This is a genomic window from uncultured Candidatus Kuenenia sp., assembly GCF_900696675.1.
In the GTDB taxonomy this organism is placed as follows: domain Bacteria; phylum Planctomycetota; class Brocadiia; order Brocadiales; family Brocadiaceae; genus Kuenenia; species Kuenenia stuttgartiensis_A.
Genome location: NZ_CAADGZ010000047.1, coordinates 1 through 24,690, shown reverse-complemented (window position 1 = coordinate 24,690; position 24,690 = coordinate 1). Strand labels below are relative to the sequence as shown.

Here is a 24,690-nt window from a genome sequence, read left to right as displayed (position 1 = left end):
GGTGATGGCACTGTTTACCTCCACCTCCGCAGCATCACTTACCGGACTCGTTGCAATCACCGTCGGCGGTGTCGTGTCGGGCACTCCCGTGGTAAAACTCCAGACGTAATCGCCTGTCATCCCATTGCCCACCACATCCTTTACCCCTGTGGTAATCGTAGCCGTGTAGGTGGTGGATGAAGACAGGTTGCCAGTCGGGGCAAACGTGGCAGTCGTACCGCTGTATAATATCGCCCCACCTATATTACCGCTTCCATCACTCACCACAAAGGTGGACGATGTTATGCTGCTTGCGTCCATCTCCTCGCTGAACGTACAGGTGATGGCACTGTTTATCTCCACCTCCGTAGCATCACTTACCGGACTCGTTGCACTCACCTCCGGCGGTGTTGTGTCGGGCGTTGTAGCGTTGTTAAATAAGGACAAAACCTCCTGGCCACTCAACGCCCGGTTGTATATCTGGACGTCGTCGATGAGTCCATTGAACGCTATAGAGGTACCGGCTAGCGCACCTATGCTTAATGGCACATCATTAAGTATAGAGGCGGAAAGATTGTTTCTAGTTACTGTTCCGTTGGACAGATTGCCGTCAATATAGATGTTAACACCACTAGCGAGTGATGTTCCATCGTAGGTAAAAGCAACGTGGTGCCATACATTGTCGTCAACCTGGATGGCGCTATCTTTTACGATTCCATTAGAGGGAGAATTCCATTTATTAGTAAGGAATACACGCAACGAGCCGGGTTCAACATAAAAAGACCAACCAGTATAAGAAGGCGCAGCTCCATCTTTACTAACTATTGGGTTTTCAAGCGTAGTAGGAGCCAGCTTAATCCACGCCGAAACGGAGAAACTGTTTGTGCGTTCAAAGTCAAATGGGGTATCTGCTGTACTCACATAATCATTCACCCCGTCAAAGGAGAGGGCGTTGCTGATTTTACCAGTTGTCCAGACAGGACCATTGATTAGAACGCCGTTGTTGCCATTGCCTGAAGAATCTGCGGCGTTTGTTCCAGAGCTCTCGTCAAAACGATAGTAGGCGACCTGCGGAGTCGTATCGGATATAGTAAATGCGTTGCTCACGGCTGACATCAATCCGGCACTCGTTGCCGTCAGGTTCTTTGAACCCGCAAGATCGATGCTCAAACCACTAAACGTTGCAAGGCCGCTTGCATTCGTTTTCTGCACTGCCGTACCGCTGAGCACTCCTGTCCCTGAAGACAATGATATCGTAACCGAAACGTCGGAAGTGTATACATTGTTACCGCTATCATCCTGTAACTGTACCGTCACCGCAGGACTAATTGCGGCTCCTGCCGTTGTGTTCGTAGGCTGTTGGACAAATGCCACCTTCGTTGCCGTTCCTGCAATGGCGATGGCACTATTCATTACGGAAAACACATCTGTATTATCAAGGTAAGGACCGCGAACAGAATCGATATTAATTGCGTAATGTACAAAAAGCTCCGAGCCTGTACCTCTTGCATATAATGGAACCAGTGAGTTTGTGTGATTTCCAGAATTCCAGTACCAGTATACTGTCTCACCGGTATCAATTAGGTAGTTACTATTTGCGTCCTCCCAACTCGCCTTCCGCCCGCCGGTATTATAGACTATTTTCTCTTTGGAAAGAGTTGTAGAATCCACATTGCCAAGAGGCTGATCAGCCAATATCCCTGGCCCTGCAGTCAGATACCCAGTTTCATGATCAGCAGTTACAATAACCAGAGTATTGTTCCATGTGGCGTCATTGCCAGTATCATTTACCCAATCAGTTACAGTCTGAATAGCATTATAAAAGTCTTTCGCTTCACCGATCATCTGATTCATGTTATTTGCATGAGATGCCCAGTCAATAGCACCTCCTTCTACCATTAGCACAAAACCGTTCGGGTTTCTGCTCAGCACCTTAACTGTCGCCAATACACTCTCGGAAAGGGTGGGATTATCTGAATTATACCCCCCGCCATTTGCATTGTGATATACTTGATTAAATAAACCGGCTAATTTCAAAGTGGAAGATGTATTCGCGGCAGACATCAAGGCATTACCGCCGTTAACACCTGTCTTCCGCTCAACCAAAACATGCTTTCCCGCCTGGCCGCTTTCGGTTCTTAACTTGTTCAATATCTGGTCGCTTATGTAATTTGTGACGTTACCGCCAATCATAACATCCGCAGGAGGCATAGTTGAACCATGGCCTCCTCCGTATTTTGTATTAGTAGTAACTGAACCGGTGGTATTAGGATTTCCAAAAAACCCCTCGTCTGCTATGGCAAAAGTATTTATGCGAGAGTCATTATGAGCTACCCACGCCCCTGGTGTGGCATGTGATGCAGGAACCGTGCTAATTGCACCAACTGCTTTTCCTAATTCTTTCGCTCTCTCCCCAATGGTAAACAATCTTGTTGAACCATCTGAAGAGACAGACATCCGTCCGAGAGAAGTTTTAGAACCACTATAAATAGCTGAAGCAGTGCAAGCGCTATCCTGAGTATCAGGAGTAGTATTTACATAATCAAAATCGGACCACGCCTCCGTCGTATTATAGCTGCCCCCTTCAGGGAAGGTGGATACCATATATTTAACCCATGGGGGCCCTGATTGATATAAAGGCGCGGTGTCGCCGTTGTATTTATTTACTGCCTCAATATGTTTAGAGCCAAATCCGTCCCCTATAAATAAAATAATATATTTTGCATTTCCACCGTGCGCAAATCCACCGCCGGCCAGAATGAGTAAAACCAAGGCAAATAAAATAATACCTAGGGCTTTTTGGGAGAATTGTCTTACCCACTTTTGTTTTCTGTAACGGCTGTTATGCGTCATTTTATTTGTCCAACCTTTCCGTTAATTCGAAATACGGCGTAAAAGAAAAACTATCACTGTTTATATCATCATTGCTACCTTCAACAGCCAATATATTTTCACCGGGAAACAGTTCTTCTATAAATCCGCTTACATCTAACAGTTCACCGGGTAAACCAAACGGGTTTGAGATAATTGGTATGCCATTAAGATACGCAATGAACGGACCATCACACTCAATGAATAGTGTCATTTTTGTAACTGCATCTGGGTCATTGACTGTAAAATCCTTGCGTACATAAACAGTTAAATAATTGCCCTGCATATCTTCCAGATTGGTCGTAATCCCCTCCCGTCCATATCCAAAATATGAAGGTCCACTCTGCCATCCGCTATCATCAAATACACTGTGTTTCCATTCATCCGGAGGTTCTTGTACTCCTTTAAAATAGTGCCATTCATCACCTTCCTTGATACATACTTTTTCGGACAACAAGGCCAGCACCTCCCCTTCATCTAATGCATAATTGTAGATACGAACGTCGTCTATACTTCCACTGAAAAAACCCCAATCGTTATATCTTGCTCCTATGGCCATATAATTCCGTTCCGTTAATGGTACTATCACATTCCCCGATGGATGCGTTTGTGTATTCACCAACTGCCCATCCACATATAACTTCTGTTTTCCCGTAGTCTTGTTGTATGTACCAACAACATGATACCAACTCCCATTCGAATCGGTAAAATCCTTTGTTGCATCTTTTACGGTCCTTGTCCCGCTTGTATTCCTTGTGACCACAACAAACCTGAGTCTATTGGGCGTACCCGAATTAAAATACAAGTCAAATCCTTCCTGACATTGAACATCGTCATAATATCGAAAACCACCAAATATAACGTTGGTGCCAGATGCGTTTTTATTGAACCATGCAGATACTGAAATCTCGTCATAATTCATGCAAGGAATTGTTACATAATCATCCCCGTCAAAATCCAATGCACCACCGATTTTCCCGGTTGTCCATATAGCGCCATGAACTGTGCCTTTCATGTCATTCCCGGAAGAATCAGTTGCAATCTCTCCCATCCCTTCATCAAATGCATAGCAAGCGTCAAAACCCCACGGATATTCGTCGATACCAGTAGTAAAACTACAGGTGTAATCAGTAAGCATCGCATTACCTGCAATATCCCTTACATCTGTGGTTATCGTTGCCGTGTACTTCGTAGCATATGACATAGGATTTGCCGGTTTAAAAATAGCCGTCATATCGACAGGGTTGTAGTCTACTTGGCCCTCTATGGGACTGCCAATCCCGTCACTTACAAGAAAGGTAGATGTTGTTATGGTGTCTGCGTCCATTGCCTCGTTAAATGTAGCCGTTATCTCCTCAATATTTACAGACACCCTGGTCGCACCATTAACCGGATTCGTACCGCTTACCTCCGGTGACGTCTCATCAAACATATCTTCTGTCGTAAAGTACCATGTGTAATCAGCAAGCATCGCATTGCCCGCAATGTCTCTTACATCCGTAGTTATCGTTGCCGTGTATGTCGTGGCATATGACAGAGGAATTGCCGGTTTAAAAATAGCCGTCATATCGACAGAGCTGTAGTCTACTTGACCCTCTATGGCACTGCCAATCCCGTCACTTACAATAAAGGTAGATGTTGTTATGCCGTCTGCGTCCATTGCATCGCTAAATGTAGCCGTTATCTTTTCGATATTTACTGATACCCCGGTCTCATTCAGGGCAGGACTCGTTGCGCTTACCCTCGGGTATGCCGTGTCGGATGGCTGAGTGGCCCTCAGCATCAGCGCATTAGCATAAAACTGGCCGTTTGGAGACGAAACGGTGAACAGCATATCACCGTCAGCACCAAGGTTGATGTTGGTGAAACGTGCAACGTACCCATTGACGGTATTATCGCCATTTACTATTGTTACCGCTGGATCTGTTTCTCCTGAAAAATCAGCGCCTGGTGTGCTTGCGTTTGTAAAGGACACAACATCCGAGATGGTGGTTGTCGTCATCCGGTCGGTATAGGAGGTATTATTGCGGTTACCGAAAAGAACAAATTCATAGTTCAAATCCGGATCAAGACCGGCAAAGGCAAAGGTAAGATTTGTTCCGCTGTAACTGATAAGCCCCGCACTATCCACAGGGCCGTTGAAAATCGCATATGCATCGGTTCCGCTGTTTGCATTACCGCCTTGAGCCAGTATATTGCAGTAATCTATGTATCCTCCAGCAATAGTTAGGGTGGCCGGGGTATTCGTACCGGTAAAGTAATCCTTCAGCAACCCGTTTTGCCCTGTTGTGTAAAGCGTGATCCTGGTATTCGCCTGCCCTGTAGACCATGAAAGGTCATTGTAAGCAGTAAATACATGAACCCCCTCAACGACCGCTACCGTCACGATTGCCTCATTGGATGAGGCCCCCTCGTTATCCAGCACTGTATAGGTAAAACTATCTGTCCCCGTAAACCCTGCATCCGGCGTATAGGTCACTGTGCCATCATCATTTAATTCCGCTACACCATTGGCAGGATTACTTGCGATTATCACCAAGAGCGGATCAATAGCACCTTCAGAATCAGTATCATTGGCAACAACATCTATCTCAACCGGGGTATTCATATTCGTTACAGCCGCACCATCATTAGCAATAGGTGGTACGTTGCCAGCAAAAACATTATTCATTGTTTTAGTAAAACCAGGCGCAAATCCACTGCCAATTAGAATGAATAAAACCAAGACAAGTAAAATAATATCTAAGGGTTTTTTGAGGAATTGTCTTGACTCCCTATGTTTTCTGCGATAGTTGTTATGCTTCATTTTATTTGTCCTGCCTTTCAGTTAATTCGAAATAGGGAGTAAAAGAGAATTCATCACTGTTTATATCATCATTGCTACATTCAATAGCCAATATATTTTCACCGGAAAACAGTTCGTGTATAAATCCGCTTACATCTAATAATTCGTCCTTCAAACCTGACTCATTTCGGATAATTTCAATGCCGTCAAGATACACAATGAATGGGCCGTCACAGTCAATGGATATAGTCATATTTGTAACTGCGTGTACGTCATCAACAATGAAATCCCTGCGTACATAAAAACTTGAATAACTGCCCTTCATATCTTCAAGGTTGGTAATGTTACTACCACTTTCACTTCCCTTTCCATTTCCATTTCCTTTACCATATCCAAAACCTGACCTTCCCTTTTGCCAATCGCTATCATCAAACCCGATGTGGTACCATCCATCCGGAGGTTCTTGTTTCCCTTTAAAATAGCGCCACTCATCCCCCTTATCGATCTTTACTTTTTTTGAAGAAGATGCTGAGGTAGCCTTAGCATATGCATTCTGCCCAAATATCCCGCTCATACCTAATATGAAGCAAAAGGATATGGTTGTATAAATTATGCAGTTAATCAAATAAAGCCACCAGCTCTTTCGCACGTAACATTTCGATTCCCTTTCCATTTTATCCTCCTCCGTTTTTTTATTCAATTAGGCTGTCTTTGGCAGCAACTTTTTTAACTCACCTCTAAAAAGAGGGGCGGGGGCTATGTTAAAGGCATTTTTACATACCCCTTAATCCTCTCTTTTTAGAAAGGAAACCTTGATTGAAATTCCTAAGCGTTAAATTATACACAGACAAACATTCCCTGTTCAAAGCATACAGGAACAAGGTTTGTCAGTGCCACCCGCTCAACCAGTCTCTATTCATCAAGGCAAGAAGTATTAAAATGCGTATCCCTGCCATATCCTGTAGGTACCGGCCCTAATTCATCGAGGCTTTCCTTATCGGTATAGGCGCTCACCCTTGGTGTTTTGAATCCAGGTAAATTCTTATTTTCCATATTGCACCGCCATTCTATTTTACATTCTTTAACGACCATACATAGCGACATAAGTTTTCAACTTTTCAACAGCCTGTCATTTACAGGCCAGACCATGAATCCATTATTTTTATGGATTCCCGTTCCCCGTTTTCACGATGACAAGTTTCATGGGAATGACATTTACGTTTCTGATATATGCCGCTATAGTATTACCCTGTAAAAACTTCTTTTTTTGTAAGTTTCTCTTTGTGCCCTTCGTGTTTCGTGGTTAAACTTTTTTGGTTGCGGCTTTGCTGCGCTATGTGTATTTCAGGCACTTTAAGGGGTATTATACATCTTTGTTCAAATGCTGTAAATACGCCAAAACGGATATACTCTCAGGAGTACACCCGAAAAGGTGCATGCCACGTTGCAAATAAAAAGCCTTACTACGAAAATATTTTTAAATATCTCCGGCAGGACTCGTTGCCATTTCACGTCGGCCAATTCTTATCGTGCTTTCGGCAATAGCGGTTGCTTTTGAAACGGCAGCCACGCCTCCATATCCTAATGATTGCGCTTCGGCGGCTGCCCACATTCGACGCCCTCTCTCGCCAAGCTCAACTTTCAGAGTGTCATATTTAACTCGAATTACATTTATTGTCTCTTTAGAAATCATCCATGGAATATAATATAAATGAAAACCAAAAACCTGTATAAACCGATGAGTTATTCATTTACTATACCTAAGTGTTTGCACTCATAATTTGTGCAATGCAGCCTGAATCAAGAAAGACAATTGCTCAACTCTTTTGTCCCAGGTATTTTGCATAGCTATGGATCGTTGCAGTGCACCGCGTGCGGGAGTAAAAGATACCAGCGCTTCTTCCAATTTTTGAACAAAGTCATCTCCATCTTTAGCTATATAAACTACATGACCGTGTTCACGTATGACTGGAATATCAGTGGCTACAACTGGTTTCCCGCAGGCGAAATATTCATAGAGCTTGAGTGAATCAATGGCCTTTGTATAGTCATCCCGACGGTATGGTAAAATACAAATATTGCAAGCATAAATATAATTATGCCTTCAGCATTGTGATCAACCAATGAGCGGTATTGCGTGCAGGTGTTTCCGGATCATGATACGGGCCATTGCATCCCTGGGGAAACGAGCCGTCTTTCGCCTGCAATTGTAGTGCGGCCCTGCCGGACTGCACGATTATGTCGCCCAAAAGCATATTACCACCTATTTGATTGATTAGAATATGTTTCTTTAACGCTGCTTTCGTAATAGAACAGCGTTGCAATTCTGTAAACGGTGCTTATGTATGTCCCATATTGAGAAAGTTCTGCCGGGTCAGAGGCCGGCGACGTAATTTTCTCAAACAACCGGCGTTCCGCAAAATTCCAAATAAATGAATCCTTTTTATCCAGACAAAACTCCCGCATTTGTTCACGCCTTGCCTCGAACCATTTTGTCAAGTCAAACATGTCGGTTTGGAGATGTAATCTTTTGGACGTTTTTACCGATTTGGAATAAGAACCGAGAATATTCAAAATTCGCTGCCGGACGCTTTTCAATTTCTTGTAACTATAAAAGTTTATCAAGTGCGTTACAGGGCTTTGAGAAAGCCAATGTCCTTTATCCCTCGGCATTCTGTGCAAATCCGGCGATAGTAAACGAATCAGATTATAGTGAAATGCTCTGTATAGCGTTGTGCTGCCGACATGGAAAATGCGGCCTCAATAAAGGCACGGGTAATAAAAGGCGAAAAGAAATCCTGCAATTGCATACACATACGTTTATTACTACCCCGTTTTCTGTGAATGGCTGCGTAAAGGAAAAAAACATCGGGGATGTCGTTCAGTGCAAATCCGTAGTCAGAATACTGTTTTACAAAGCTGTTCATACAATTTCGCGACTGTTCTATTGCCTCACTACGGATTATTCCACCGCTATCGTTAACAATCTTCCTGGTAAGGGAATGCTGCATCTGCGCAATATCATACCCGTTCAAAAATAAATCCAGGTCAGGTGTGCTGTAAAAACCCCTTGCCAATTCGCCGCCGCTGCCTCCCAGATCTATAATCTGTTGCTCATTGGACAAGATCTGACATGCCAGCAGCGCTGAGACGTAATCGATGATGACCATGCCGTCTGACTGCAATACAATCTGCCGGCATCCTTGATCCCAGTTGTTTAAAATGTCAGACAACGGTATGTCTATCAATTTGTAATTAAGGTTAAAAGTATCCGCAATCTGTTTTGCGATTTTCGCGTCGGCACCGGACTTTTCACCGAAGGTGTAATATTGTACCGGCAGTCCCGCATGGATAAGTAAAGCTGTCACAAAGCGAGTATCAAGCCCACCAGTCAGGGCACATTTCACGTTATCAAAACTCTGATTCAAAACGCGCAGGGTTTGGGTCAGGTTATCGGCCAGGAGTTTATAATGTACTGTTGTAAATTTTTTATGGCGGAGGCAAGCCAAATCCGAAGGTTTAAAATAACATGTCCGGTCAGGCTCATCGCGTCCCTCTTTCCATGTCCAAAGTTGTCCTGCTGATACTACTCTGATATCTGACAATAATGTACGGTCGTCCCAAACCCAGCCCGTACTGAGGAACAAACTTACTCCAAGCGGGTCCAGCGCACGGAGCTTACCGATGCATCCGATAAGACGCACACTGTTGCTGATCAACCATAAATCACCCTGATGAAAATAATAGACCTGTTCCATGCCGGTGATGTCGGTTATCAACTCGAGTCGTGCCGGTGTGTCGGCAGCGCGTATAATACAATACATTCCTTCGAGGTTTTCAGTGAGGTGGTCCCAATTTAGAGACAAAGCTTCGGCGTGGTGAGCGGAATAACCACCGGTTGAATTAACAGGCAGACCGCTATAAAATACAACTTCAGAGTCGCCCTGAGTCACGTAACGTCGGGGAGCAGCAGCCCGGTCTGCCGTATGCATTGAAGCAGTAAACAGCGAGCCGGAAGTACTTCTACGATGCCATAGTGTAGTGGAATCCAATCGCGGATAGATTTCATTCATCTTTTTTAATTCCGCCAATACTTCCTGATCACGCCCTTCCGGTAAATTCCAGCCAATAACAAATAAATTCATGATTTTCCTCTTGCCCAAAGAAAGATAGACATTCTCCTGGAAATAGAATGATTATGTAAATTGCTCAAATCTTTTTTTATCTCTTACATAGCTCTTAATACGCCTTAACAGTGACACAAAATATTTTATGATATGTTTTGGAAAATCTCTGATGAAGATTTTTTTTACCTCATTCTTAATATCCTCCGGGATATTTCTTAGCATTCGTTTTATGTCTTCCCATTCAAAGTAAGCACATTTAGTTCTCAAAAAACTCACGATTGCACGAGCATAATACATTTTTAGATAATCCATCTCATCCTTGTCAAAACTGATACTTTTATAATTACTTAGATTTTTATATCCAAAATCTAAATACTCCAGTATATGAAATCCATGCTTAACCAAATAATAAAATCCGCCTTTTTTGTCTCTCCCTGATTTTGTCAGAACATAATGAACAAAACCAAACTTGTATTTATCCAGTAGTTTAAATACTAATTCCACATCACTCTGGTTATATTTGCTGTTAAATCCATTGAACTCAAAAAACACACTTTTTTTATACATGACAGTATTTGGGGAGCCGTCCGCAACATGCAATTTCCGCAGGATTTGCCGTTTCAATATCTCGGCGCCGTTAAAGACGTTCTGCTCAATCGGCAAACACATGCTTGTTACAAAATTGCCAGCTATACGATATGCTGATACCATACCAACCTTCTCATCCATCTCGCCGACTTTTATCATTTTTTCAACGCAATCCGGAAACAAATAATCATCAGCCAATGCATACTTTATCCATTTGGAATTGTCCGAACAGTAACCGGCGCATATATTAAAGTTATCATCCATACATACTGTCTTTTCATTCCGGTAAACCCTGATGCGGGAGTCTTTCTTTCTGTATTTTTCTATAATGGATGGGGTGTTATCAGTAGAAGCATTATCTACGATGATATATTCAAAATTCTCATAGGTCTGATTAAGGACGCCTTTAATGCAATCTTCGATGTGATCCTCTCCGTTATACACAGGGCTGCAAATACTGACTAAAGTTTTTGTTTTCAATTTCCCTCTATTCCGGAAACCGGAGTATTACGTTTATTAAATAACCTGTTCGTTATATATTTTCTCAGTATTCTCAGAAGATATCTCTTCGTAAGAATTAAAGACTTTAATATAGCTTAAAATAGTGTACATGATATTATGCTTTGTGTCATATTTTTCACGTACTACAAGCATGAAGATCCGTTCAACATAAAAAAACCAGCGATAAATATTCTCAAAAGATTTCAGGTTCATGGATATGGCGAAAGCTATAGGATCTAACCTGGCTATAAGATATGGAAGCGCTGTTTCAATCTCCTGGCTTAATTTGTCAACAGGAAGTTTTTGATGAAGAGTGCGGAAAAAAAAGTAACTGTAAAAATCAAATAAAGCAGACCGAAAAGTTGCACTTTCCCAATCGATAACTTTTAATCCATGTCTTGTATTCAGCATATTGGCAGGGCAGAAATCTCCATGGGTAAGCACAAGAAAAATGGGCAAATTATCTTCGGAATGTACTCGTTCCGCCATCAAGTGTATGAAACTCAATATCTTATCAATATTCTTTACGCCCAATTCTTCACGTAGTAAATTATCCGCCACCAATGTATCTTTAATCTCATGAACATAATCTATTGTATTTTTCGTTATTGGCGGCTGATTTAGCATCAAACGCTCAATACATGGCACAATATCTTTATAAAACTTTTTTAGTACCGTCTTCGAATCTTGCAGATTAATTGATTGTTCTTTCAAACCACTAATATATTCTTCTTCATACCATCGTTCTTTCAAATTTATTCTTTTTATCGAGGGTACGAAATCAAAGACAGAACCTTTTTGCAAACACTCAATTTCATCTGCAATTGCAGACATGTCTACATCATTTCTGTACACTTTTATCGTAGCCCCGCGACGAAGATTGAAAATTTTGTACCCTTTATTAACAAGTAAACATGTTTGCCCGTAAAAAGGCAACTCAACTAACGAACCATTTTTTTGAATACCAAATTTGTATTTTACAAAACTGATAAGTGTAAAAGCATTTCCATGAAAATAAGAAATATATTCGCGCATCTTTCGCTTAATCCACGGCGCTGAACATTTTTTCAATCCAATTCTATTAGTGGGACGTATGCTGTTTTTTTTAAAAAAAAGTACCCAGAACAACATAAATGGATTCTGCTGCAAACAAAAATAACGCCCATGTTCCCCGAATTTTATATACTGGTATTTACGTAACATAATTTGGTTTCACCTAACAATTGGAGATTTTCTTGTTAAAAAATACTTTCGAATCAATGTTGATTAACTAATTCGGTTGTTGAGCCAAGGTTGCTAAAACAGACTTAGCGCTCTCTGGATGATATTGTGTCTTCCACTTCAGGAGCGGCCTTATGACTCCTCCGACATTCCCACCATAATAATCCCCACGTGATAAATTGCCATCGATACTGTCAACAACCTGAAAAGCTGCCGCATCAGGCACCTTAAAGCGGCGGATATTTGGATTTAAAGTTCTTAGAGTTGGTGTAATATAAAAAATTCCTTCTCCCAGAAGATTCCCGGGAATCTGTGCATGAGTCACATATCGTCCAGACAAGCGAGGACGATTTCGCCACTCGGGATCATTTTCAAAAGATATAAACAATTCAATTCCTTCTTCGTTAATCAGGTGAAAATATGAAAACATATTAAATCCATGCCGAAACACTTCGTATACCATCTCAATAGTAACCGGTTGTCCTATGTCAATTGCTTCTGATACGCAGCCACTTTCTGAAAGAACCCGTACAGAGTATAAACGCACCACTTCATCACCTGGAGCTTCTTCAGGCTGCCAGGTTCGCTCTGCCCTCGTTCCTTTTTCTGATCCCATATAATGACTAATAACCTCATGAGACGGTCCATCATGCAAGATACCGCCTTTATTGATTAAAATGGTACGAGGACATATTCTTGTAACAGCAGCCATATTATGCGAAACAAAAAGGATGGTTCTTCCGTGCTTCCCGATCTCTTCCATTTTATTTAGGCATTTTTTTTGAAACTGAATGTCCCCAACTGCCAGAACTTCATCAATAAGAAGTACTTCAGGTTCAATGTGGGCTGCTACGGCAAAGGCAAGTCTGACCTTCATACCGCTGGAATACCTCTTTATTGGGGTATCAATGAATTTTTCAATGCCTGAGAAATCAACGATTTCATCAAACTTGCGATCCAATTCTTTTTTTCTCATGCCAAGTATCGTACCGTTAAGATAAACATTTTCTCTACCGGTGAGTTCCGGATGAAATCCTGTTCCAACCTCAAGAAGGCTTGATATTCTGCCTTGAATTTCCGCTCTTCCACCAGTCGGTTCGGTAATCTTAGAAAGTATTTTGAGAAGCGTTGATTTCCCCGCACCATTTAGTCCTATTATGCCAACAATTTCGCCCTGCCTGACTTCAAAAGAAACATTCTTTACCGCCCAAATTATATCAGAACTGTCATTCTCACGGTTCAGGTCATTAAATCTGTAGAGGGAACGATATTTCCGGTAATTTTCCAGAGGGCTTTTTATAAAACTGAATATGCTCTTTGCAAAACTGTCGTGCATATTCTCTTTTAGCCCGATCCGATAACACTTACTGATATTTTCAACTTTTATTACTATGTTTTTGTCTTGCATATTATTCCTCATAAGCTGAAATAGCCGAATCAAATTACATCTACAATAATTCTCTCCATACGTCTGAAGTAGTATGCACCGCTCAAAACCAGAAAAATGGCCGTGATTATTCCAGGCCATATGAATGGCCAGGGCAACGGCGTACCAAGCAGGCTCGCCCTGAAACCTTCGATCACGCCTACTATAGGGTTAAAAGAATAAATAATACGATATTTTTCCGGAATGGTGGATGCTGAATAAACAATAGGCGCCGTATAGATCAGTAGTTGCAGCAGAAAAGGTATTGCATGCTTAATATCACGAAACCTTATAGCAAGTGAAGAAAGCCAGAGTCCTATAGCAGCAGGAATTGATGCCATAAGGAGTATAAATAACGGCACAAAAAGAAGATTGAGGGTAGCCGGAACATTATAATAAAACATAACTGCCATTACAATTACTGTGGATATTGCAAAGTCAATAAGTCTTGACAGTATTGGCACAAGGGGGAATATCAGTCTTGGAATATAAACTTTACCCAGCATTTGCTGCCCAGACACCAGACTCTGACTGGATTCCTGCATCGCCTGTGACATATACGTCCAGGGAATAATTGCCACAGTTGAAAAAAGAAAATATGGTATACCCTCTGTTGACACGTTGGCGATTTTCCCAAATATGATGCTAAAAACAATAATTTGCATGCTCGGTTTGAGTATGGCCCAGAATAATCCCAGAATTGTCTGAGCATACATAATCTTGATATCTCTCCAGGCAAGAAAATAAAACAGGTCCCTGTATTCAATAAATTCCTTAAGATTCAATATTTGCCAGCCCTTTTTAGGCTTAATAACAGTCAACGTGGTGTTGCTTGCGTTCAACATATCCCTTGATCTCCTTGATTCTCTTTTGCTAAGTTTGCATATAAAGCCTTCATCAAATCTTCGGGTGTACCAATGTCCAGACAATTACCCTCTTTGAAAAGTACAGAATCAATCCGTATCTTATTCTCTATAGCGGCCTGAATAACATCTCCTACAAACAATTCTTTTTTATGTCCTAAATTATCGCTCTCTTTTCTGCCTGATACATAATTATGCATGTAATCTGTAAAAGCCGGTGTCCATACGGCAATCTGCCATGTATAAGTCAGTTGAGTATTTTCCGGTTTTATATGAAGCGCGCGAATCTGGCTATTAGTATCGAGTTCTACCATATCGTTTTTATGAGGACGATCAGTGGGAAAAAGCCCAAGCACTATGTCAGAACCTGTCTCTGCCTGTTTGTCAAGTACGCGCACATATGCATTGTCCGGTTGAAACATTATATCAGGGAACCCTAAAACAACGAGGGCATCCTGCACAAAGGGATATGCCTGATCCAATGTATAAGGTACTCCGTAAGGTAAATCCATCATCAAATATGCAAGGTGCATATCCAGCAATTTACCATCACCATAATAAGTGGGGATATCCCATTTCCCTTCACGCAATATAATATACGCCTTCGTGATGTTGGCCATTCGCATCTTCTCTAAAATATAATGACTGACAACTTTTGGACGCCGGGCATTATTATTTTCCACATAACGAAAGCCGATAGGATACAATTCCTTGCTGCAGGGCAATGGGGAAATCCTGGAGGCTTTGCCACCAGCAGGTATAAGACCAACAATATCTCTTTTAGTTCTCATCTATCGATTTTTTGATCCCTCTGGCCAGTCGTTCTTCCTGTTGCCACAATGTATCTGTAACCGGCGCTCTTTCATATATCTTTCAATGTTGTTATACTGAAATTTAATCGTCAGGTCATGAATTGTCTTTTGAACGTCTGATCATATTTTATTTTTTTCTCCAGCAGCCCAAATAGCTATCAAAATATTTTGGATCACTTGTAATCTCATCAAAGGAACAATACTTTTTTGTCTGATGACTGGCAAATTTCTCATCAACAGATTCTAAATTATTACAAAAACCTCTGATCATCTCGAGATTGTAAACTCTGCATCTGTTGAATAAAATGGTTGGCTCACTTCTGGCAATTAATGTGTTAAAGATCAAAAATCCTCCGGGTTTAAGTACTCTTTTCATCTCATTAAATGCTTTGACATCGGCATCTAAATCAAATTCGTCCCCATATCTTCCCAAACCGAAATGAGTAAATGCGCCCAAAGATATAACCGCATCAAATGATTTATCCGGTAAATCGAGTGATCGGGCATCACATGTTATAATTGTCTCATTTTCCAACATCGACTCTCTTTTACGGAAATCGATAGTCGTTACGTCGGAGTGAGCCAACATTCCTATAATGAATAATCTCCATGAACCAATATCCAACACCTTTGACGGTTTTGTTTTGTATAAGTGATAGGCAGCAAAATCACAATGAACATTGCTGATAAATGTCGGATGTTCCCCGCCCTGATAACGGAAATCCTTTAAAACACGAAACCCCCTGTTATTTCTCTTCACTTGTTCAAAGTCGCGATCGCATTTTTCCATGGCTTCCCTTATTTCATTTCTTAACTTAAGAGGTTCTTTCTTATACTTGCGCAATCGGAGACCAAATAAGGATAAAACGTTGTTAACGGGATTCATTGTATTACCTCCTTTTTCAATAATAGTTTGTAAAGTTTCTGAAAATATCCGATCTATCTACGGCTTATATTTTTACATTCTGGCAGGTGCCGGTATTCCCAATCATGCCGTAGCAGGTAAACCAGTCTGCTCCGTCTAAAACTTCTACTGCCTTCAAATTCCGCCTGGCAACAGTTATAACATCACAGACCGGACCGACAAGGAGAGCCACGAAAACATCACTACAAAATGTTAAACATGTCTATCGTGTTTCTTCACTTTCTACAATTAATCGTTTTTTTATAAGTACATTTGCAGCATCACTGATTAAGCAGAACTCCATGCATGATTTCTCGGCTATGTCCAATAAGGTATGAGTACCATCTGAATAGTTCAGCACCCATAGAATTGCCATCTGATCTATTATTTTATCGCTTTGCCCACCCATTGAACCATAAAGCCCCCTTTTACCCAGTTGTGGTTCACCCTTGGGATTAGTATTAAGATATGTCCTGTTATTCTCCAAAACATTGATAACTGAAAGATATTTCTTAAAAGAATCATAAAGATATTCAGGGCGAACAAAATCACAATTATCAGCAGAAGTGTGATATTCAGGATACCTGCCATACGATGTCCTTTGAAGGGACCCTACGGGTAAATTAAAGCCGGGGGAACAAAACTGCCTCTCATCATAACCATACGGTGAAAAATTCATTATATGATATTCATCACCCGAATGTTTCAATACATGTACAACTGCCCTGTCGATCTCGGCATTGCCGATTCGGGATCTTTTGTAAGTAGTTTTTCCGGGATCCCCTACGCATGAGACTACAAGTCCATGCTTAATTTTTGTTACATGCTCTTCATTCATGGCCAGCCATGTGATCGCCCCGATTGTTGCCGGAATGATAATAATTCTGATTGAATAATAATTGTTTATCGAACTAAGGTATTTCCCAATCAGTGCGACTAATACCATCCCCGAAACGTTGTCATTGCAGAGAGAAGGATGACATGCATGGCATGATAATAAGATTTCCTTTGAAGTCTGTCCCTTAAGGTAACATTCGCCGTATGTTAAATGCCCCTCTTTCAGTTCAGAGTCGATATGTACTTCATAATCGTCTTCTTCAAGCTGCATCATTTCATTGTAACTCATACAGAAGCCCCAATGTTCCTTGTAGTAAGACGTGCGATAGGGAATCCAGTCGGGATGTTCGGGTAAGGTAATCAAATGCTGTTTTAATTCTGAAAGGGGCACTGTTTTGTGTACAGGAACACTATAACCCACAACATGAAGATTTGACTTTTGAAAATCTATAACACGTTTTCCTTTTGAATTTTTAACGTATGCATCTTTTATGTTCCATTCCTTAGGTACTTTCCAATCATAGACGTCAGTCCCTGTAGGCACCTCTACAACAGACAGAGATACGTAATCGTCAATAATGTTTAATGATTCCCTAAATCCGTTACCGGTAATACTGCGGCATATAGGGTACAACTTTGCCATTAACCCGGCCATTTCACTTTTTAGGGAATCTGAACTTAAAGATTTCTCAAGATCTGCAATATTCATATTATCTGTCCCGATATGTAATCAAGGCAGTCCATGCTCACGTCATTCGTGACTCTCACTACCCTGACATGGATAATTGTAGAAAAAATTAATGTCATGATTCTATTCATAGACCCTTACTTCCGGGATAAATACTACAAATTTACCACCCCAGTCCCGTATATATGACATCTGGGACATTATTTCATCCTTAATGTTCCATGGTAGAATTACTAAATAATCAGGTTTGGTTTTCTTTACTTCTTCCGGTGAAGTAATTGGAATATGAACACCCGGTAAATAATGTCCCTGCTTGTGAGGACTCCGGTCAACGGCATAGTCAATAAAATCCGTCCTAATACCGCAATAATTTAAAAGAGTGTTTCCTTTGGCGGGTGCGCCGTAAGCGGCGATTGACTTGCCGGCCCTTTTTTCTCTGACCAGAAAATCGAGTATCTTTCTCTTTGTTTCTTTTACACTCTCACTGAACGTAACATAATGTTCTAACGTATTAAGTCCTTCTTTAATTTCTTTACTGATAAGCGCATTGACTTTGTTTGAAATATTTCGTGACTTATCTTCCCTGTGGCAAGCATAAATTCTTAATGAGCCTCCATGTGTTTTTATCTCATCAACGTCAAATACTGTCAGTGCGTGAAACTCAAACACATCCTTTACCGTCTTGAATGAAAAATACGAAAAATGTTCATGATAAATTGTATCAAACAGGTTTTTCTCAATTAAGCGCATTATATGAGGGAACTCCATGGTAATGATTCCCTCCGGCTTTAGTGCAACTTTTAATCCTTTAACAAAGTCATTAAGGTTTGGAACATGTGCCAATACATTATTGCCAATCAGCAGATCTCCCTGGATCCCTTCTGCCGAGAGTTCTGACGCTGTCCTGGCACCAAAGAACTTAGATATAGTTTTTATTCCATTTTCGATTGCAGCCCTTGCCACATTTTCTGCAGGTTCAATACCTAAAACAGGAACTCCCTTTTCTTTGAAATACCGGAGAAGATATCCATCATTGCTGGCGATCTCAATAACCTGACTCCGGGAGTTAAAGCCGAATCTTTCAATCATCATTTGGACATATTCTTTTGCGTGTTGTAACATTGAATCGGAGAAGGAGGAAAAATACGCATAATCACTGAAGATACACTCCGGTGATTCAAATTCAATAAGCTGTACCAGAAAGCATTTATTGCAAATATACGTATGCAGTGGATAAAAAGGCTCCATCTTATTAAGTTGAGCCTCTTTTACGTATGAATTAGCCAGAGGCGACATACCTAAATCAACAAACGTGTACTTTAAAGGGGCATCACAAAAACGACATCTGTTAGCAATATTCATTTAATCAACTCCGCATTAAAATTTTCAGCATTACTGTACTAATGCCTTACTATACAGGGCATTTAACCGGAACAAACGTCCACTCTACAAAAGGATGAGAAGATAAACCTCTGACAATTTGAAAATATTGGTTTTGAAGTCTAGCAAGGATATCTGATTTTTTATTAAGCGGCAGCCCCTCTATTGATTTAACCAAAGTTATTTCAGCAAGTGTCCCGCAGAGAGCAATCTCATCTGCAACAAGAAGTTCAGTACGGTCAATCGGACGGCGAACAAACTTAATGCCCTCAGAGCGTGCTATAGCTTCAACAATATCTATTGTTATACTTTCCAGCGCTCCTTCCGTGGCATGCGGAGTATAAATAACTCCTTCACGAACAATGAGAACACAGGAAGTTGTTGCTTCAGCGACGCGTCCCCATTGATTAAGAAGCACCATATCCTGACAACCCAGCGCCCTACCCTCAATCCTTGCGAGACGAGCAACCTGGTAATTTGTACTTGTCTTAATTCTTGCCGGAAGTGAGACATCAGAACTTCTCTGCCACGTGCTCACACCAAGATTAATAGGTTCGGGTATTCGCTTATCCATGTGATAAGCAGTTACAGCCAGATCAGCAACTGTGTTTTCACCCCAATACCCTTCGGTAACAAAAAGGGTCGTACGTGCCCACATATCTCGGTCCGGCCCCAGCAGCTCTCCGAGCAACTCATAAATCGCGCTACAGTACTCTTCATATGTGTGATTAAAGGGAATATGCAATAATCTGGCAGACCGGCATAGCCGTTCATAATGATGACGAAGCCGTACAACTCCAAAACGTCCATCATTCTGCCAATATCCCTTGATCCCTTCAAATACATTGAGACCACGATTCACAGCCTCACATCCGATGTGGAGCGTGGCTTCATCCCATAACCGAAGTTTTCCTCCCATATAAACATACTTCGGTTGTTGCAGTTTTACCATTTTTGACTCCTGATCATTATGATTTAAATATGTTGAATACAATCATTACAATTCCCGGCTTAAAGACCAATTCCCTCATATCTTTTAATGAGATGCTTTTTCAGCATCCTGCGCCCGTCTATAATCAAAGGCTGCTTTTCGCACTTTCCTATAATCTGATGGAGATTCTCGAACTCATCCCAACGGGTAAGCACCAGGATCGCTTCAGCTCCATGAATTGCTTGATTAAGATCATCACAAAAAACAATATTCTTATCTTTAAAGAGTTTCATCGCTTCTTTCTTCGCAACAGAATCATAAGCCCTAATATTCGTATTCCTTGCTATAAGTTCTGTAACAATGGGGATTGCCGGAGACTCTCTCATATCGTCAGTTCCTGGTTTAAAAGACATACCCAGTACTGCAATCCTAACTCCTTCCAAAGATGGAAAGTGCTTTTCAAGCATATGAATAATCTGCCGGGGTTGCTGCTCATTGATCTTCATCACCGCTTCAAGAAGCCACATTGGCTTGCCAAGTTTTTTCCCATAGGCATTTAACGCATTTACATCTTTCGGGAAACAACTCCCTCCGAAACCACAGCCGGCCTGAAGATATGTAGTAAACGCCGGAGTAATACGTTTCCCATTGTCCATGATAGGACTCAGTCGTTTATCCAGATGCAACCCACGCATGACATCAACAACATCAGTTCCACCAATTGCCGCGCACAGATTCCCAATTTCATTTGAAAAGGAAATCATGGTAGCCAAGAGGGAATTAGAGGTGTACTTAATCATTTCTGCCGTTTTATTATTTGTCCTCAGTATGTCAATATTATCGAATACGCTATACATTTTTTCTAATACACCAATACTTTTATCATCCATTCCGCCCAGAACTATTCGGTCCGGGAACATAAAATCCTCGATCGCCTCTCCCTCTCTGAGAAACTCCGGGTTCATTCCAACACCAAAGTCTTTGCCGGCTTTCTTTCCAGAGGCGTGTTCAAGGACGGGAAGAACAACTTCATCGGTTGTTCCCGGGACAACTGTACTCTTCACTACAACGACGTGATACGAGGATTTATCCCTGATAGCCATCCCAATCTGACTGGAAGCCTCTTTCACGTAACGCAAATCTATTTCTGTCCCGTCAAATGGCGTCCCAACCGCTATGAGTGATAAATCTGTTTCCAGGACAGATTGATAAAGGTCAGTTGTTGCCCTGAAATTCACATTGATATTTTTTTTTAGTAATGCTTCCAGATTTTTCTCGTATATGGGAGGAATCGACTTATTAATCTTTTCAACCTTCACTTGATCCACATCAACGCAAATAATCTGATGCCCTTTTTCAGCCAGGCATATGCCGGAAACTAATCCGACATACCCGGTACCAATTACAGAAATTCTCATTATGCTTCCTCCGCTTCGCGATTATCGTTATACCAGATCAATGTCCTTTTCAAACCTTCATCTAAAGATACGCCCGGAGCGTATCCTAAGTCATTTCTGGCTTTTGTTATTACAGGACAGCGTCGGTTGGGATTATGAGTCAGGTAGTCTTTATCGGTGCTTACTTTATAAACAACTTTGCCTTTATAATTAAAAAGTGCTTTCGAAAGAGACACCACTTTTTCTGCAAGCTCTGCTACGGAAATCTCCGGTTCTTCTTTTCCTATGTTATATGATTCCCCGTTCTTTCCATTCGTAAGAACCTTATAGTAACCGGTTATCGAATCTGCAATATAACAAAAGGTTCTGGTTGCTGACCCATCAGAAAGAAGTACAATATCTCTCCCTGTAAATACATCTCTCGCAAAATCAGGAAGCGCTCTTTTATCGGTAATCTTCAACCCGGGACCATAATTGTTAAACGGTCTGGCAATTTTTATGGGGAGATTGTATTTTATGGCATAATTGACACAGAGTGTTTCTCCGTATCGTTTTGATTCATCGTAACATGCCCGGGGGCCAGTGCATGATACATGGCCAAAATATGTTTCAGGTGTAGGGATATTTTCAGGTGTCGGATCCCCGTATATTTCACTGCTCGAAAAAAACAAAAAACCCTCTACCGGTTTATTCTTTTCTTTTTGCCTGAGACAGTAATCCAGTAAATTACGCAACCCATTTACATTAGCATCCATAGTTTCTATTGGATACTTTCTGTAAAAAGAAGGTGATGCAATAGACGCAGCGTGAATGACAAAGTGAAAATCATCCATATCAACCGGGAGTGGATGTGTAATATCATGCCTGATTAATTTTATATTTTTCTTGTTTTTCTCTATAGTCGTCAGCCAGTGAGGTACACCACGGATAAAATTATCATATACCGTTACCTTAATATGCCTGGTTTTATCCACCTTTGTATTCCAATGTAAAAGAGCCTGTACCAGGTAATAACCAAGAAAGCCGGCTCCTCCGGTTATTAAGACTTTTTTCCCTGATAAATGTTCAAATTCTTTATTTAAGTTGTAACAGATTAATTCCAGATCTTTATTAATAACGTCCAGAGAATTTTCCATAATAGTTTTATTATAAGTTCCTGATATATTCATCCCTTACCATACCTTCCAGGGCGCTTTACCCGATTTCCATAATTCCTCAAGCTCATACTTATCACGCAGATTATCCATCGCATGCCAAAAACCGCTATACCTGTATGCAGAAATAGCACCGTCACGGGCAAGATTCTGCATGGGGTCCTGTTCCCAAACTGTTGAATCGTCGGATATATAATCAATAACACCAGGCTCCATTACAAAGAAACCCGCGTTTATCCATGCGCCGTCACCATCCGGCTTTTCTTTAAAACTCGAAATCCTGGACTCTTCTTCATTTATTTTTATAACCCCAAATCTGCCTGGAGGCTGCACAGCAGTAAGAGTTGAGAGGGTATTCTGATTTCTGTGAAACTCTATCAGATCTCTGATATTTATGTCCGAAACTCCGTCACCATAGGTCAGACAGAATGTTTCTTTGCCCACATAGTCTTTGATCCTTTTTATTCTGCCTCCGGTCATTGTTTTTTCACCTGTATCAACCAACGTAACCTTCCACGGTTCCACGCCATTATTATGAACCTCAATTCTGTTATTTTTCAGGTCATATGTAACATCAGACATATACAAAAAATAATTTGAAAAATATTCCTTGATAACATGTCCCTTGTAACCAAGGCAGATAATGAAATCATTCAGTCCATATGCAGAATAGATTTTCATAATATGCCAGAGAATAGGCTTTCCGCCGATTTCCACCATTGGCTTCGGACGTATTGTACTCTCTTCCGATATGCGCGTGCCAAAACCTCCGGCAAGTATTACAGTTTTCACAATAGTCACTCCCTTTCTGTCATTAAATCAGAATTGTCTTGCGCAGGTGCATGATGTTTTACTCTATGCAAACCAAAGACCAAAAAATCCGTAACGGATATTTCGATTTCATTGCTAAGTGTTTAAAGCGAGAAAATATAAATACAAATTTAAAATAAAAATAATGCTTCTCCGCTATTTTGCCAGAACTCCTGCCGATATCCTGTAAAAACTACTGTATGCTTTATAGAGAGCACGTCCGGTAGAATAGTGGAGGATTATACGACACATAGACAAGACAAGCTTAAGTGAAATGGTTTCAGGAAAATATTCTTATGCAGAATTTGCGTGATTTTATGCAATACCAGGAAGTGAATGATATGCTGATATGACTGGTTATTGGAGAATATTCCATCTCCACAATGCTAAGTAATAACAATATTATTACTTAGGTTTACTAAGCAGGAATTTGTGTAACAACAAATTTTGCTTATTATTTTTAACGCATGATTTGCGTGACTACAGATTTCTTCGATATGAATTGATGCAGTTTGGTAATGGCAAGCCCGGGGAAAATATCTTCATTCCTTTTCGAATGTTCAGGATGATACGGATGATGTATAACAAAACCTTTAGTAAGAGAAAATATCAGAGAATTGTCAACCTCATGGTCACGGACTGTATGGCTTACTGTTGAACAATTCTTTTGCCTTACAATTAACCATAAGCAAGGCCGATAAATACTTAAACTCCAATGAATAGGTTTCCTTTCACCATTTTTAACGCAAGATTTGCGTGATTATTGATTTTCTGTAAATATTTAGCATTTACAAAGGACTGGAGATGCACCTCTCTCAAACTTGCAGTTCGGGAACGTAATGGTGACGGAAACTACATTCGTGGGTTCAGGTTTGTAACCTGAACCAAACGTTTTATGCTTCCAATCCCGCCTTCTATTAGCGGAAAAATGACAAAATGTATCAGGAGCATCCCCGCTCATTATTGCAACCCACCGGGAATAACTTGGAAATGGTTTCAAACACATCTTTACCGATTGAAAATGAAAAAAACAACCCTGACAGAGTTTGAAACCCTGTCAGGGTTAATCCTAATTCGTCACATCCGCCTCCGGCGGAATCGTGTCGGACAATGTGTCGTTATTTAAATAATGACAATACTTCTTCTGCATTTAATGCCTGATTATAGATGCGGACTTCATCTATGCTTCCACTGAAAAATCCCCAGTCGGTATATCTTGTTCCTATGGCCATATAATCCCGATTCGTTAATGGCACTATCACATTCCCGGTTGGATGCGTTTGTGTATCTACCAACTGCCCGTCCACATATAACTTCTGTTCTCCCGTAGTCATGTTGTAGGTACCAACAACATGGTACCAACTCCCATTAGAATCGGTAAAATCCTTTGTTGCGGTTTTTGACGTCCTTGTGCCA

The 24,690-nt window shown here is 41.0% G+C and carries 21 protein-coding genes; all 21 read right to left on the bottom strand.

Annotated features, from left to right (window positions below; genetic code table 11):
* Nucleotides 1–2,832, bottom strand: a 2,832-nt coding sequence (locus QZT26_RS08920) for an alkaline phosphatase (protein ID WP_295101707.1), incomplete at its 3' end; no start/stop codon positions are given.
* A gap of 1 nt (nucleotide 2,833) precedes the next feature.
* Nucleotides 2,834–5,656: an Ig-like domain-containing protein gene (locus QZT26_RS08915; RefSeq protein ID WP_099323929.1), complete on the bottom strand. Its 2,823-nt coding sequence runs from the start codon at nucleotides 5,654–5,656 to the stop codon at nucleotides 2,834–2,836.
* Between the two features lies 1 nt (nucleotide 5,657).
* Nucleotides 5,658–6,308, bottom strand: coding sequence for a hypothetical protein (locus QZT26_RS08910; protein WP_157820332.1), 651 nt, complete (start codon nucleotides 6,306–6,308; stop codon nucleotides 5,658–5,660).
* Nucleotides 6,309–6,547: 239 nt separating this feature from the next.
* On the bottom strand, nucleotides 6,548–6,688 hold the full coding sequence (locus QZT26_RS08905) for a hypothetical protein (protein WP_295101705.1): 141 nt from the start codon (nucleotides 6,686–6,688) through the stop codon (nucleotides 6,548–6,550).
* Between the two features lie 424 nt (nucleotides 6,689–7,112).
* Nucleotides 7,113–7,247 carry a hypothetical protein gene (locus QZT26_RS08900; protein ID WP_295101704.1) on the bottom strand — a complete coding sequence of 45 codons (135 nt, stop codon included), beginning with the start codon at nucleotides 7,245–7,247 and terminating at the stop codon, nucleotides 7,113–7,115.
* 484 nt (nucleotides 7,248–7,731) lie between these two features.
* Nucleotides 7,732–7,890, bottom strand: coding sequence for a hypothetical protein (locus QZT26_RS08895; RefSeq protein ID WP_295101702.1), 159 nt, complete (start codon nucleotides 7,888–7,890; stop codon nucleotides 7,732–7,734).
* A gap of 1 nt (nucleotide 7,891) precedes the next feature.
* Entirely contained in the window at nucleotides 7,892–8,308 is a 417-nt protein-coding gene (locus QZT26_RS08890) for a hypothetical protein (RefSeq protein WP_295101701.1), read from the bottom strand.
* A gap of 29 nt (nucleotides 8,309–8,337) precedes the next feature.
* Complete coding sequence (locus tag QZT26_RS08885; RefSeq protein ID WP_295101700.1) at nucleotides 8,338–9,780, bottom strand: hypothetical protein; 1,443 nt, start codon at nucleotides 9,778–9,780, stop codon at nucleotides 8,338–8,340.
* A 51-nt stretch (nucleotides 9,781–9,831) separates the two neighbouring features.
* On the bottom strand, nucleotides 9,832–10,830 hold the full coding sequence (locus tag QZT26_RS08880) for a glycosyltransferase family A protein (protein WP_295101698.1): 999 nt from the start codon (nucleotides 10,828–10,830) through the stop codon (nucleotides 9,832–9,834).
* Between the two features lie 36 nt (nucleotides 10,831–10,866).
* The gene (locus QZT26_RS08875; protein WP_295101696.1) at nucleotides 10,867–11,982 is read right to left on the bottom strand and encodes a phosphotransferase; all 1,116 of its coding nucleotides are present in this window, start codon (nucleotides 11,980–11,982) and stop codon (nucleotides 10,867–10,869) included.
* Between the two features lie 139 nt (nucleotides 11,983–12,121).
* Nucleotides 12,122–13,480 (bottom strand): ABC transporter ATP-binding protein, encoded by a 1,359-nt coding sequence (locus QZT26_RS08870; protein ID WP_295101695.1) that lies wholly within the window; start codon nucleotides 13,478–13,480, stop codon nucleotides 12,122–12,124.
* 29 nt (nucleotides 13,481–13,509) lie between these two features.
* On the bottom strand, nucleotides 13,510–14,343 hold the full coding sequence (locus QZT26_RS08865) for an ABC transporter permease (protein ID WP_295101694.1): 834 nt from the start codon (nucleotides 14,341–14,343) through the stop codon (nucleotides 13,510–13,512).
* On the bottom strand, nucleotides 14,337–15,152 hold the full coding sequence (locus QZT26_RS08860) for a sugar phosphate nucleotidyltransferase (protein ID WP_295101692.1): 816 nt from the start codon (nucleotides 15,150–15,152) through the stop codon (nucleotides 14,337–14,339). Before QZT26_RS08860 ends, QZT26_RS08865 begins: the two co-directional genes overlap by 7 nt.
* A gap of 148 nt (nucleotides 15,153–15,300) precedes the next feature.
* On the bottom strand, nucleotides 15,301–16,059 hold the full coding sequence (locus QZT26_RS08855; protein WP_295101690.1) for a class I SAM-dependent methyltransferase: 759 nt from the start codon (nucleotides 16,057–16,059) through the stop codon (nucleotides 15,301–15,303).
* A 241-nt stretch (nucleotides 16,060–16,300) separates the two neighbouring features.
* On the bottom strand, nucleotides 16,301–17,623 hold the full coding sequence (locus QZT26_RS08850) for a DUF4910 domain-containing protein (protein WP_295101689.1): 1,323 nt from the start codon (nucleotides 17,621–17,623) through the stop codon (nucleotides 16,301–16,303).
* Between the two features lie 102 nt (nucleotides 17,624–17,725).
* Nucleotides 17,726–18,964, bottom strand: coding sequence for a class I SAM-dependent methyltransferase (locus QZT26_RS08845; protein ID WP_295101688.1), 1,239 nt, complete (start codon nucleotides 18,962–18,964; stop codon nucleotides 17,726–17,728).
* A 49-nt stretch (nucleotides 18,965–19,013) separates the two neighbouring features.
* On the bottom strand, nucleotides 19,014–19,934 hold the full coding sequence (locus QZT26_RS08840) for an aminotransferase class IV (RefSeq protein ID WP_295101686.1): 921 nt from the start codon (nucleotides 19,932–19,934) through the stop codon (nucleotides 19,014–19,016).
* Between the two features lie 59 nt (nucleotides 19,935–19,993).
* Nucleotides 19,994–21,331 carry a UDP-glucose/GDP-mannose dehydrogenase family protein gene (locus QZT26_RS08835; protein WP_295101685.1) on the bottom strand — a complete coding sequence of 446 codons (1,338 nt, stop codon included), beginning with the start codon at nucleotides 21,329–21,331 and terminating at the stop codon, nucleotides 19,994–19,996.
* Nucleotides 21,331–22,479, bottom strand: a complete 1,149-nt coding sequence (locus tag QZT26_RS08830; protein WP_295101683.1) for an NAD-dependent epimerase/dehydratase family protein — start codon at nucleotides 22,477–22,479, stop codon at nucleotides 21,331–21,333. Before QZT26_RS08830 ends, QZT26_RS08835 begins: the two co-directional genes overlap by 1 nt.
* A gap of 3 nt (nucleotides 22,480–22,482) precedes the next feature.
* Nucleotides 22,483–23,256 carry a glucose-1-phosphate cytidylyltransferase gene (gene rfbF / locus QZT26_RS08825; RefSeq protein WP_295101681.1) on the bottom strand — a complete coding sequence of 258 codons (774 nt, stop codon included), beginning with the start codon at nucleotides 23,254–23,256 and terminating at the stop codon, nucleotides 22,483–22,485.
* Between the two features lie 1,136 nt (nucleotides 23,257–24,392).
* On the bottom strand, nucleotides 24,393–24,690 hold a 298-nt coding region (locus tag QZT26_RS08820), incomplete at its 5' end, for a LamG domain-containing protein (protein WP_295101679.1).